Source organism: Streptomyces sp. NBC_00370, from assembly GCF_036084755.1.
GTDB lineage: Bacteria > Actinomycetota > Actinomycetes > Streptomycetales > Streptomycetaceae > Streptomyces.
In genome coordinates, this window is sequence record NZ_CP107968.1 from 4,480,677 (window position 1) to 4,493,250 (window position 12,574).

The following is a 12,574-nucleotide window of genomic DNA, read 5'->3' on the forward strand; positions in this document are numbered from 1 at the left end:
TGGGGGACGTGGGTGGCGAACGGATATGCGCGTGAGCGGTACGGAGGGCCCGGGAGGCACCGAGGGCCCGGGAAGCACGGAGGGGACGGGCGTACGGCGGGGCGTACGGCGGCGGTGATCGAAGCCGTCGCCGGACGCGTCCCTGGCGAGCCCGTCCCGAACGAGGCGCTGCCCGCCGCCTGGGGCGTGGACGACGCGTGGGTCCGCGGCCGTACCGGCATCGGCAGCAGACACCGGGCCGCGCCGGGGCAGTCGACCGGCGATCTCGCGTACGAGGCGGCCGAGCCGCTGGTGCGCGGATCGGCGGCGGCGGGCCGGCCGGTGGACGCCGTCGTGCTGGCCACCGCCACCCCCGACCACCTCTGCCCGGCCACCGCGCCCGCGCTCGCCGCCCGGCTCGGCCTCGGCACCGCCCCCGCCCTCGACATCGCGGCGGTGTGCAGCGGTTTCGTCTACGGACTCGCCGTCTGCCAGGGCCTGGTGGTCTCCGGCCTCTTCGAGCGGGTGCTGCTCGTCGGCGCCGACGTCTACTCGGCCTGGCTCGATCCGCAGGACCGTTCCTCCGGTGTGGTGTTCGGCGACGGCGCGGGAGCCGCGCTGGTCGCGGCCGGCCGGACCGGCGATCCCGGCGAGCTGCTCGCCTTCGACCTCGGTAGCGACGGCACGGGATACGACCTGATCACCGTGCCGGGCGGCGGCGCCCGCTCCCGGGCTCGCTCTGCGGTTACGGCAGAACCGCCCCCGGCGGGCGACGAGTTCTTCCGGATGCAGGGCCGCGCCGTCTATCAGCACGCCGTCGAGCGGATGACCGGCTCCTGCCGCTCCCTGCTGGACGAGGTCGGCTGGGCGGCGTCGGACGTCGACCACTTCGTACCCCACCAGGCCAACGCCCGGATCCTGCGCTCCGTCGCCGACCGGGTCGGTATCGCGGCGGAGCGCTGCGTCATCCATCTCGACCGGGTCGCCAACACCGGCGCCGCGTCCATCCCGCTCGCCTTGGCCGACGCGGCGGGCCGGGGCCGGTTCCACACCGGCGACCGGGTGCTGCTCACGGCCTTCGGCGGCGGTCTCACCTGGGGCTCGGCGGCGCTGCGCTGGCCCGCGCCCCAGAGCGATGTCGCAGAGAACGACATCGCTGAGAACGACCTCGCAGAGAACGACCTCGCTCAGAACGACGAAAGGAACGAATCATCGTGACGAAAACAGCCGGCTCGGTGGCGGTGACCGGGGTGGGCGTGGTGACCCCGGCAGGCGCCGACGAGGAGTCCTTCTGGCAGGGCCTGTGCGCCGGGCGCTCGGTCGCCTCCCGGCTGCCCGAACTGGCCGGGCAGCCGGTGGACTTCGGCTGCGCGATCGGGGGCGCGGGCGGCGGAGGTCGTGACGGCAGCGGCGGCAGCGGCGGCACCGGCGGTACCGGTGGCTTCGATGTGGACGCTGCGGTCGGCGGCCGGTCCGGCTGGCGGATGGCCCGGTTCGTGAAGCTGGCGCTGATCGCGGCGCGCCAGGCGGTGGCCGACGCCGGACTCGACCCGAAGACCTGGGACGGCAGCCGGGTCGGCGTGGTGCTGGGCGTCGGCGTCGGCGGCGTCTCCGTACTCGTCGACAACGCGCTGAAGCTGCACGAGCAGGGGCCTGACGCGGTCTCCCCGCTGCTGGTGCCGATGATGATCCCGAACGCGGCGGCGGGCGAGGTCGCCATCGCGCTCAAGGCCCAGGGCCCCAGCCTGGCACCGGCCACGGCCTGTGCCTCCGGGGCGACGGCCATCGCCGCCGCCAAGGACCTGCTGGCGACCGGCCAGTGCGACCTGGTCGTGGCGGGCGGCGCCGAGTCCGTACTGACGCCGCTGGTGGTGACGGCCTTCGCACGGCTCGGCGCGCTGTCCCGGCGTACGGACGACCCGGCGGGCGCCTCGCGGCCCTTCGCCGCCGACCGCGACGGGTTCGTGATCGGCGAGGGCGCCGCCATGCTCGTACTGGAACGGGAGTCGGCGGCGCTGGCCCGCGGCCGGGCGCCGCGCGCGCTGCTGGCAGGCGCGGGGGCGAGCACCGACGCGTACCACCCGACGGCCCCCGAGCCGACGGGCCGTGGCGCGCAGGCGGCCGTCGAGGCGGCGCTGGGGGAGGCGGGCTGGAACGCGTACGACGTGGAACACGTCAACGCGCACGGCACGTCGACCCCGCTCAACGACGCGATGGAGGCGGCGCTGATCAGCCGGGTCTTCCCGCACCGGCCGCCGGTCACGGCCGCCAAGGGCGTGGTGGGACACACGCTGGCGGCGGCAGGGGCGATCGAGGCGGTGGCGACGGTGCTGACGCTCCAGCACGGTGTCGTCCCGCCGATCGCCAACCTGGACGCGCCGGACATCGACATCGCCGACGATCTCGACCTCGTGGTCAAGCAGCCGAGGCGGCAGCGGGTGGAGACGGCGGTCAGCCACTCGTTCGGTTTCGGCGGGCACAACGTGGCGCTGGCGTTCCGCCGCGCCTGAGGTCTCTTGTCGTGGCACCCGGCCGGGCGAGGTCGCCGGCCGGGTGCTCCGCCGTGTTCCGTGTTCCGCGCTGTGTTCGCTGTGTTCTGCGTTCCGCTGCGCCGAACGGCGGGGTGAAACCGCTGATCCGGGTGGTCGACACCCAAGTGGACGAGGTATACGGCCGAACGAATGTTTCACGCGCGGGAGTGCTGAAGTGTCGTTTCTTCAGCGATTCCCTGTCGTTCTCCTCGCGTGACCGTGATGATCAACAACACCGCCGTGGGCCCGTCCCGCCCCGGCCTCGGCTCAGCCCCGGGCGCAGTCTCCGGCGCTGTCTCCGGACCTGTCTCCGGACCTGTGTCCGGACCTGTCTCCGGACCTGTCGTCGACCGGCTGACCGACGTGCTGTTCGGTACGGACTTCCACCGCGAGCACGCACCGTGGCGCAGGATCGCCGCCGCAGAATCGTTCCGCCAAATGGCCGCGCCCGGCGGTCCCGGTGCCTCGCCCCAGGAGCGCCTTTCGCGTGCGTACGCGCGGCTGCGCACCGTCAATGACACCCTCGACAGCCCGGCGGGGCTGGCCGCCGACCCCCGGGGCCTCGCCGCGCTCCACGAGTGGCTGGGCCCGGTCGATCCGGCCTTCACGACGGTCGCCGGAATCCACTACAACCTGTTCCTCGGCAGCCTGCTGGACCACGACGGCGGGGTAGGGGACGCGCCGGGCGGCCGTGATCTGGCGGACTTCGTGACGCTGCGCCGCGTCGGCACCTTCCTCTGTACGGAGGTGGCGCACGGCAACGACGCGGCGGCCGTCGAGACCACAGCCACGTACGACCGCGAACGGGCCGGATTCGTGCTGCACACCCCGCACGCGGGTGCGCAGAAGTTCATGCCCAACACCAGCCCGGCCGGCGGCCCCAAGAGCGGCGTCGTCGCGGCCCGGCTGCTGGTGGACGGCACCGACCACGGGGTCTTTCTCTTCCTGACGCCGCTGACCGACGCCGTACGGGCACTGCCGGGCGTACGGGTACGGCGGCTGCCGCCGCGTATCGGCAGCCCTGTCGACCACTGTCTGACCTCGTTCGACCACGTCTTCGTCGGCCGTGACGCGCTGCTCGGCGGTGCCCAGGGCAGGCTCGGCGCGGACGGCGGGTTCAGCAGCGCGCAGCGCAACCGCCGCCGACGGTTCCTGGCCTCCATCGGGCGGGTTACCCCGGGCAAGCTCTCGATGAGCGCCTGCGCCGTCGGCTCGGCGCGGACGACGCTGGCGCTCGCCGTGCGGTACGGCGGGAACCGGCTGATCAGCGGCTCGCGGGCGGCGGACCGGATCCCCGTCATCGCGCACCGCACGCACCACGGCCCGCTGGTCGAGGCGCTGGCGACGGTCTTCGCGATGACCCTGCTGCACCGTACGGCCCTCGCCGCGTGGGAGTCGCACACCGAGAAGACGAAGGCCGAGGCGGAGCGGCTGGTCGCCGTCGCGAAGGGGTGGATCACCTGGCAGGCCAGGGACATCATCCTGGAGTGCCGCGAACGCTGCGGTGCGCAGGGGCTGTTGGAGAACAACGGCATGACGGACCTGATGGCCGGCATCGAGGGCGCCATCACGGCCGAGGGTGACAACGTCGCGATCTACACGAAGGCGGCGGCGGAGATGCTGTTCGCCGCCGGGGGCCCGGCGGGGACGGAGACCGCGGGCCCGGCGCGGTCGGACCTCGCGGGCTCCGGCGCCTTCCGCGACACGGACCGTCTCCGGGACACCGGCCGTCTCCGGGACACCGGCCATCTCCGGGACACCGGCCATCTCCGTGACACCAGCTACCTCACCGAACTCCTCGGCGAGGTGGAGGAGATGTGGCTGTCCCGCGCCCGCGCCCGGATGGGCGGCGTACCGCACGGCGACCCCGTCGCCCGCTGGAACGCCGCGTCCGGCGCCGCCCTGCGGGCCGTCGAGGCCCACGCGTACCGGCGGGCCGCCGAGGCGTTCGCGACGGCGGTCGACACGCTGGCGCCGGGGACGGAGGCGTACGGCCTGCTGCGCGCGCTGCAACGGCTGTTCGCGCTGCGCTGGATCGACCGCAACAGCGGCGATCTGCTGGCGCGCGGCCGGCTCACCGCGTACCACATCGATCAACTGCCGGACACCGTCGAACGGTTGATCGCGGAACTTGCGGGCAGCGCCCCGACGCTCGTCGCGGCGTTCGCCCTGCCCGAAGAACTCCTGGCCGACCACCCCATCGGCCGGGCGCACTACACCGGCGCGTACGACGACCCGGCCGCGCCATGGCACACCGAACCGGCTCACGAACCGGTTCACGAACCGGTTCACGAACCATCCGCTCAGCCATCCGCTCAGCCATCCGCTCAGCCGTCCGCCGAGCCGTCAGCCCGGCCGTCCCTCCAGCGGACGCGGTGAGAGCGAACCGCACCGTACGACGCGTACGGGAGGCGGCGGCCGGCTGGGGCCTGCGCGTCGTCCTGTGCACGTACTGGGGAGCGGCCTACCTGCTGGCCGAGACCCCTCAACTCCGTTCGAAAGGAACTGACATGAACGAGATCCACCCCAAGATCACCGAGGTTCTCGCCGAGACCTTCAAGGTGCCGGCCGACGAGATCATCCCCTCCGCCACGATGGACAGCCTGGAGATGGACTCCCTCGCCGTCGCCGAGTTCGCCGTCATCATCAAGGAGACGCTGGGCGTCGACGCCGACGCCGAAGAGGTACTGAGGACGGCCACCCTCGCCGACATCTCCGCCTTCCTGGACAAGGCACTTGTGGGCGTCACGCCGTGATCGCGCCCATCGTGACGAGCGCGCCCATCGTGACGAAACCCGCCGTCGCCGTCACGGGGCTGGGCATGATCACCCCCGTCGGCAACGACACCGAGTCCACCTGGGCCGGCGTCAACGCCGGGGTCTCGCCCGCCCGCAGGGTCCCCGAACTGCGCGACTGCGTCGTCGACTTCGCCTGCACGGTCGACGGCATCGACCTCGACGCCGCGGTCGGCGGCCGTACCGCCTTCCGGATGGGCCGGTACGTCAAGTTCGCGCTGCTCGCGGCGCGCGAGGCGGTCGCCGACGCCGGGCTCGACCCGGCGACCTGGGACGGCACCCGGGTCGCCGTCGTGGTCGGCACCAGCAGCGGCGGCTCGGCGAGCCTCACCGAACAGGCCGTCGCCCTCGACCGGCGCGGCCCCGAGGCCACCTCACCCACCGGCATCCTGTTGACCATCCCGAACATGCCGGCGGCCGAGATCGCCATCAAGATGCGGGCCACAGGCCCCAGCATGGCGCCGTGCACCGCCTGTTCGTCCGGCGTGACGGCGCTGTCGGTGGCGCGTGACCTGCTGGCGACCGGGCAGTGCGACATCGCGGTGGCAGGCGCCACCGAGTCGATCGTCTTCCCCGTCGCCATGACCGGGCTCGCCCGCTCGGGCGCTGCGGCGACGGCAGGACCCGACGACGACCCGGCGCTGCTGTGCCGGCCGTTCGCCACCGACCGGCGCGGTCTGGTCATGGGGGAGGGCGCGGCGATCATGGTGCTGGAGCGGGAGACGGACGCGCGGGCGCGCGGCGCGGTCCCCCGCGCGCTGTTGGCCGGCACCGGCGCCACCACCGACGCCCACCACCCCACGAGCCCGCACCCGTCGGGCGCCGTGGCGCAGCGCGCGGTCGAGGCGGCGCTGCGGGACGCGGGCTGGAGCGCGTACGAAGTCGATCACGTCAACGCGCACGGCACGTCGACCCCCCTCAACGACGCCACCGAGGCGGCGCTGATCAGCCGGGTCTACCCCCACCGGCCCCCGGTCACGGCCCCGAAGGGCGTTCTCGGCCACTGCATGGGCGCGGCGGGCGCGATCGAGGCGGGACTGACCGTGCTGACCCTGCAGCACGGCGTCGTACCGCCGATCGCCAACTTGGACGCGCCGTCTGTGGAGTTCGACATCGACTGCGTGACGAAGCAGCCTCGGCTGCTGGACCGGATCGACCGGGCGGTGAGCCACTCGTTCGGTTTCGGGGGGCACAACGCGGTGGTCGCGCTGGAACGCGCGTAACGGTCCTCGCCCCTGCCCGTACGTCCCCGAAGGAGCTTCCATGAGCACGAAATCGGCCCTCCGGGGACGTACGGCCGTCATCACCGGCGCGGCGCGCGGCGTGGGCGAGCAACTGGCCCACGCGCTCTCCGCTCGCGGCGCGCGACTCGCGCTGGTCGGCCTCGAAGAGACCGAACTGGCGCGGGTGGCGGCGTCGTTGCCGGGCGAGGCCGGCCACTGGTACGCGGATGTCACGGACGCGGACGCCATGTCCCGTACGGCGGCTCACGTGTCGGACCGCTTCGGGACGGTCGACGTCGTCGTCGCCAACGCCGGTGTCGCGGCCGGCGGCCTCTTCCTGCACTCCGACGCGGACGCGTGGCGCCGCGTCGTCGAGGTCAACCTCATCGGCGGCGCGGTCACGGCCCGCGCGTTCCTCCCGGCGCTGCTGGCGGCACGCGGCTACTACCTCCAGATCGCCTCACTGGCGGCCCTCGCGCCCGCCCCGATGATGAGCGCCTACTGCGCGTCGAAGTCCGGCGTGGAGGCCTTCGCCCACACCCTGCACACCGAGGTCGCCCACCACGGCGTGACGGTCGGCGTCGGCTATCTCAGCTGGACCGACACGGACATGGCGCGGGGCGCGGCCGACGACGCCGTACTGCGCGACCTGCGCGCCCGCATGCCCTGGCCCGCCAACCGAACGTCCCCCCTGCCCCCGGCCGTCACCCGCCTGGCGGCGGGTATCGAACGCCGCGCCCGTCACGTCTACGCCCAACCCTGGCTACGGACGGCGTACTTGCTGCGGTCGGCCCTGCCGGGCGCGGTGACCCGCAGCGCGCGCCGCCAACTCCCCGAGCTGGAAGGGAGAGCGGCGGGGATGCCGACAACGGGTCTGCTGGGCGCGGGCGGAGCGGCCGACAGGGGGCACCGAGCCGGCTCTCCTGTCGACTCCCGGGTCGACTCTGCTTAATTGCTTCATAGCCCACCGAACGGGGTACTTCGGGCGCTAAAGTGCACACCTCGCACCGTGAGTGTGCGGTGCGTCACATGAGGTGGGGTGGGGTGGCATGCGCGAAATGGCCAAGGGCGCCAACGTCGTGCTGGCGACGCTGAGTGAGGACGCCGGGACCGGGTCCCTGCAGGTGGGGCTGAGCTGGAGCAGTGAGCAGGGCGACGGGGATGCCGACGTGTCCGTACTGCTGCTCGGCGGGGAGGGGAAGGTACGGACCGACGCCGACTTCTTCTTCTACAACAACGCGGTCGCCGCTGACGGCAGCGTGAGCCTGTTGGGCAAGACGCCCACGGACAGCGGCAGCGAGGACCGCATCAGCATCGATCTGCAGGCGATGGCGCCGGACGTGGCACGGATCGTCGTAGCCGCAAGCCGGTACGAGGGCGCGCGGTTCGGCGAGCTCAACGGCTTACGGCTCACCGTCGCCGACCGGACCGGTGAGGGGATCCTCGGGTTCTCGATCGACGACGCGGGGCCGGAGAGCGCCTTCGTCTTCGGCGAGTTCTACCGGCGCGACGGCGAGTGGAAGTTCCGCGCCGTCGGGCAGGGGTACGAGACCGGTCTGGCCGGTCTGGCAACGGACTTCGGCATCGACGTGGACGACGCGGCGGAGGCCGACAGTGATGTCCATGCCGACGGTGACGAGAGCGACGTCCCTGCGGTGGTCGCTGCCGCGCCGCAGCCTGACGACGGCGTGAATACGGGCACCGCGACCGGGCCGTCGGCGATCATTCCGGCGCAGGTGGCGCTGGAGCAGGCGCCGGCGCAGGCGTCGGTCCACGTAACAGCGCAGGTGGCGGTGCAAGGTCAGGGCGAGGTCCCGGTCCCGGCGCCGCCGGTACGTCGGCCCCGTACCGTCAAGAAGAAGGTCACCCTGCCCAAGGTGGCCCGGAAGTCCCTCGCCGAGAACGACAGTTGGCACGCGGCACGGCTGTTCCCCGTACCGTCGCTGAAGAACGACCGGGAGCGCGAGACGCGGGCGACATCCGTCCTGCTGTCGGTGATGGCGCAGGTCCCCGAGTTCGGTCGGCGGCTCATGGCCGGCTTCGGGGCACCGGTCGGGCGGATGGAGACATTCACCGAAGTCTCCCTGCCGCACGGCGACACTCCGAAGCGGCCGGACGGCATCATCCGGGTCGAGCGCGCGGGCAAGCTGTGGACGGCGCTGGTCGAGACGAAGACTAACGGCAACCCGTTGAAGCCCCAACAGGTCCAGGACTACATGGACATCGCCGCGCGACGCGGCTACGAAGCCGTGATCACCCTGTGCAACGACGTGGCCCTGGAAGGGCGTCCGCTGGTCGACGTCAAGGTCGACGGACGACGGAAGCACAAGGTCGTCCTACGGCATCTGTCCTGGGCCGAAGTCACCCACCAGGCGCAGCTGCTGATCCGCCACGAAGGAGTCGGCAACGCCGCGCACGCCTGGCTGCTCCAGGAACTGCTCCACTACCTCCAGCACGAGAACTCCGGCTGCCACGGCTTCCAGAACATGGGCCCCGCCTGGGTCCCCGTCCGTAACGGCATCGATGACGAGACGCTGTGCCAGGGGGATCCGCGCGCCGTCGATGTCGTGGAGAGCTGGGAACGGCTCGTACGGCAGGTCTGTCTGCGCCTGGGCGGTGAACTCGGCCAGAAAGTGCTGCCCGTCCAGCGCGTGAGGCGCACGGCCGACCCGCAAGGCCGCCGGGGCGCGCTGGCCGACCTGCTGTGTGAAGAGGGCCGGCTCCACGCCGAACTGCGCATCGAGGGCGCGCCGGGAGTGCTGGCGCTCGCGGCGGACCTGCGGACCGGCCGGCTGCGCACGTCCATCGACATCCCGGCCCCGGCGACCGGCTACCCGCTGACCTGGGCCAAGCGGCTCGTTCGCCAACTCGACGAAGCCCCGGCCGACCTGCACATCCAGACGCTGGTGCCGGAGGGGGCGACGGGGCCGCGCGGCACCCTGGAGCGGCTTCGGCCTGAGCCGGCGGATCTGCTGCCCAAGGGGGACACCGAGATCACCGGCTTCCGGCTGTCCCTGTTCAAGAGCATGGGCAACACCCGGGGCCATGCGGAGTCCAGTTTCATCCGCAGTGTCGACGACTGTGTGGACCGCTTCTGCGCGAACGTCGTCGCGGCCCTGGACCGGCCCGCGCCTGCGAGGCGCCCGCAACGGGGGGAGGCAGTGGGCGTGGATGCGGGAGTTGGCGCGACTGCTGGGTAGGGCGGGCGGGCGGTCCGTGGCATAGCCTTCCGGCATGACAGATGGCCGAGCGGACCTCGAACGTCTCGCATCAGGAAAGTACCTCCTGGTCACCACCTTCCGTCGGGACGGCCGGGAGGTCGCGACCCCGGTGTGGGTGATCCGTGACGGTGACGCCCTCGGTGTCTGGACGGTCACCGGTTCCGGCAAGGTCAAGCGGATCCGCAACCGCGCCGACGTCGTGGTCTCCGCCTGCGACCTGCGGGGCAACCCGTCGGGTGAGCCGGTCGCAGGGCGGGCGGAGATCCTGGACGGCGTCCAGACCAAGCACTACCGCGGTCTCCTGGGCCGTAAGTACGGCTTGATCGGCAGACTTACGCTGCTGGGCAGCCGCCTGCGGCGGGGCGCGGACGGGACCGTCGGCATCCGGATCACCCTCGGCTAGGGCCTGTCCGGCGGATGGCACGTGCCTGCTCAGCGGGTGTGGGCCACCACGGCGTCGATGATCGTGGGCCAGAGTTCGCGCGGGCGGTCGTGGCCCATGTCGGGGATGAGCAGCAGTTCGGCACCGGGCACCAGCTCCGCGGTGCGCTTTCCGCCGCTGGGGTCGATCAGGGTGTCGTCCAGGCCGTGGATCACCAGGGTCGGCACGCGCAGTTCACGGAGCGCGTCCGCGCGTGAACCGCTGAGGATCATCGCGCCGAGCTGCCGTCCGATCCCCGCCGGGTAGTAGGCGCGGTCGTAGCTCGCGGCGGCCAGTTCCCGCAACGCTGCGGCGTTGCCGTATCGCTTGGACGCCCAGACCAGTTCCCTCTCCGCCGCCGCGACGTAGCCCTCGCGGTCGGCGGGCTTCGGACCGAACAGCACCGCCTGGGCCTCCGGGCTGGGCCGGCCGTATTCACTCTCGCCGGTCGAGGACATCATCGACGTCAAGGTCAGCACCCGCTCGGGGGAGGAGATGGCCATCGTCTGGGCGATCATTCCTCCCATCGACGCACCGACCACGTGGGCACGTTCGACACCGAGCGCGGTGAGCAGGCCGAGGCCGTCGTCGGCCATGTCGAGGAGCCGGTAGGGAACCATCGCGAGCGCGGCGCGGATGTCGCCCGAGCTGACGGCGGCGATGAACTCGCCCATGTCGACGGGGTGATCGTCGAACGTGGTGGACAGGCCGCAGTCGCGGTTGTCGTACCGGATCACGTAGCGGCCGTGGTCTGCCAGCGCCCGGCAGAAGTCCTCGTGCCAGGCGATCATCTGCGCGCCGAATCCCATCACGAGCAGGACCGGGGGATCCCCGGGGTCGCCGAAGGTCTCGTACGCGATGGACACCTCGGGAGACACACCAATGACCGGCATGCGGGGAGCCTGCCACGGCCGGCGACGGAGCGCACCCGGAATTTCGCCGCGTGACCTGCGCGTACTCCGCTGCGCGGGGTGCGTGGGCCGGGGGGTTTGCGGGCCGGGGAGTTAGCTGGTCGGAGGGCCGCCCCTGACGGGTGCTTGGCCGGGTGTGGGTGCTGCGCGGCAGTTGCATGGGGGACTCGGCTCGGCTCGGCGTCCGCCCCCACCGGGTAGCGGCTGGGACTCATGCCCCGCTGGTCATTGTGGGGCGGTGGGTGCGGGTCGGGGCGCATGGGCCGGGGGCTGTGCGGGCCGGGAAGTTGGCTGGTCGGAGGGCCGCCCCTGGGCTTTGAGTGTCGCGGTTCCGGTCCGGGCGTCAAGGGCGCTCCTGCGTCGCGTCGGCTTCGCCGATTGCGCTGCGCTTAACCCTTGACTCCCGGCCCTCCACCGCAAGTGCTTCTTTGAGGGGGGGGCGGCCGGGGGGCTCCACGGGGGAGCTGGGTTCGTGGTGGCGGCGGCTTGGCCGGGTGCGGGTGCCACGCACCAGTTGCATGGGGGGACTCGGGCTGGCTCGGCGTCCACCCCCACCGGGTAGCGGCTGAGACTCATGCCCCGCTGGTCGCTGTGAGTGGGTGTGGGGCGGGAGGGCGCCCCGGTTGGGGTGGTTGGGCCGGGCAGCGGGTCGGTGGGTGGGGCGGGTGTGATGGTTGTGACTGAGGTGGTTGGTGGGGCGGCCATCGGGCGTCTTTTGCGTCCTGTGTTGCGTTAGGCGCGCCGCAGGGAGCATCAGGTGGGTGGAGGGCCCTGGGTGTCGGGGCGGGTGTGACGGGTGGGGCCATGGAGTCCCGGTCGGCTCCGGTGCGGGTGAGCTGCACCTGGGGCCTGTTGCGGGCCGGGGTGTGTGGGATGCCACCACTCACGGATGACCCATCTGCCGCACCTGCCTCGCCGCTCGGGAGATCGCACGGGCTTGGTGCGCCCCGCAGCGCGCCTAACGCAACCCGCGACGCATAAGGCTTCCGGCGGCCGCCGCACTGGACGCTCCCGTCACACCCGCCTCGCCGCTCGGGAGAACGCACCGGCTTGATGTGCCCCGCAGCGCACCGAAGGCAACCCGCCACGCAAAAGGCGCCCGTCGAGTGCCTTACCGGACACTCCCGTCACACCGGTTCCACCGCCTGGGGCCCGCACCGGCCTGGTGCGCCCCGCAGCGCGTCTAACGCAACGCCCCACGCATAAGGCCTTCGACGGCCGCCACACTGGGCACTTCCGTCCCACCCGCCTCGCCTCTCGGAGGATCGCACCGGCTTCATGTGCCCCACGCATAAGGCCCCTGACGGCCGCCTCGCTGGACACTCCCGTCACACCGCCCGGTGCCCGCACCGGCCTGATGCGTCCCGCCGCGCGTCTAACGCAACCACCCACGCAAAAGGCGGCCGAGGGCCGCCCCACGGGCTACCCTCCGTCACCCCAGCCGCACCCGCCCCACCCACCGGCCCGTTGCCCCGGCCCCACTACCCCCGCCC

The 12,574-nt window shown here is 72.5% G+C and carries 9 protein-coding genes; 8 read left to right on the forward strand and 1 reads right to left on the reverse strand.

Annotated features, from left to right (window positions below; genetic code table 11):
• Positions 1–114 precede the first annotated feature (114 nt).
• The 8 genes from OHS57_RS19980 (at position 115) to OHS57_RS20015 (ending at position 10,152) form a co-directional block, all read left to right on the forward strand.
• The gene (locus OHS57_RS19980) at positions 115–1,197 is read left to right on the forward strand and encodes a beta-ketoacyl-ACP synthase 3 (RefSeq protein ID WP_328582871.1); all 1,083 of its coding nucleotides are present in this window, start codon (positions 115–117) and stop codon (positions 1,195–1,197) included.
• Positions 1,194–2,489, forward strand: a complete 1,296-nt coding sequence (locus OHS57_RS19985; protein ID WP_328582872.1) for a beta-ketoacyl-[acyl-carrier-protein] synthase family protein — start codon at positions 1,194–1,196, stop codon at positions 2,487–2,489. Before OHS57_RS19980 ends, OHS57_RS19985 begins: the two co-directional genes overlap by 4 nt.
• 243 nt (positions 2,490–2,732) lie before the next feature.
• A complete protein-coding gene (locus tag OHS57_RS19990; RefSeq protein WP_328582873.1) occupies positions 2,733–4,889 on the forward strand; it encodes an acyl-CoA dehydrogenase family protein in 2,157 nt (718 codons plus the stop codon).
• Positions 4,890–5,020: 131 nt separating this feature from the next.
• Entirely contained in the window at positions 5,021–5,266 is a 246-nt protein-coding gene (locus OHS57_RS19995) for an acyl carrier protein (protein ID WP_041987002.1), read from the forward strand.
• Between the two features lie 29 nt (positions 5,267–5,295).
• Positions 5,296–6,528 carry a beta-ketoacyl-[acyl-carrier-protein] synthase family protein gene (locus OHS57_RS20000; RefSeq protein WP_328585113.1) on the forward strand — a complete coding sequence of 411 codons (1,233 nt, stop codon included), beginning with the start codon at positions 5,296–5,298 and terminating at the stop codon, positions 6,526–6,528.
• Positions 6,529–6,568: 40 nt separating this feature from the next.
• Complete coding sequence (locus tag OHS57_RS20005) at positions 6,569–7,480, forward strand: SDR family oxidoreductase (protein ID WP_328582874.1); 912 nt, start codon at positions 6,569–6,571, stop codon at positions 7,478–7,480.
• A 97-nt stretch (positions 7,481–7,577) separates the two neighbouring features.
• Positions 7,578–9,728: a TerD family protein gene (locus tag OHS57_RS20010; protein ID WP_328582875.1), complete on the forward strand. Its 2,151-nt coding sequence runs from the start codon at positions 7,578–7,580 to the stop codon at positions 9,726–9,728.
• A 34-nt stretch (positions 9,729–9,762) separates the two neighbouring features.
• A complete protein-coding gene (locus OHS57_RS20015; protein ID WP_328582876.1) occupies positions 9,763–10,152 on the forward strand; it encodes a PPOX class F420-dependent oxidoreductase in 390 nt (129 codons plus the stop codon).
• A 29-nt stretch (positions 10,153–10,181) separates the two neighbouring features.
• On the opposite strand, the gene OHS57_RS20020 is transcribed toward OHS57_RS20015, so the two are convergent.
• Positions 10,182–11,063, reverse strand: a complete 882-nt coding sequence (locus OHS57_RS20020; protein WP_328582877.1) for an alpha/beta fold hydrolase — start codon at positions 11,061–11,063, stop codon at positions 10,182–10,184.
• Positions 11,064–12,574 lie beyond the last annotated feature (1,511 nt).

Bases quoted from the DNA above. Each gene is read 5' to 3' on its own strand.
- OHS57_RS19990 (WP_328582873.1), top strand. From the start codon at position 2,733: ATGATCAACAACACCGCCGTGGGCCCGTCCCGCCCCGGCCTCGGCTCA.
- OHS57_RS19995 (WP_041987002.1), top strand. From the start codon at position 5,021: ATGAACGAGATCCACCCCAAGATCACCGAGGTTCTCGCCGAGACCTTC.
- OHS57_RS20005 (WP_328582874.1), top strand. From the start codon at position 6,569: ATGAGCACGAAATCGGCCCTCCGGGGACGTACGGCCGTCATCACCGGC.
- OHS57_RS20010 (WP_328582875.1), top strand. From the start codon at position 7,578: ATGCGCGAAATGGCCAAGGGCGCCAACGTCGTGCTGGCGACGCTGAGT.
- OHS57_RS20015 (WP_328582876.1), top strand. From the start codon at position 9,763: ATGACAGATGGCCGAGCGGACCTCGAACGTCTCGCATCAGGAAAGTAC.
- OHS57_RS20020 (WP_328582877.1), bottom strand. From the start codon at position 11,063: ATGCCGGTCATTGGTGTGTCTCCCGAGGTGTCCATCGCGTACGAGACC.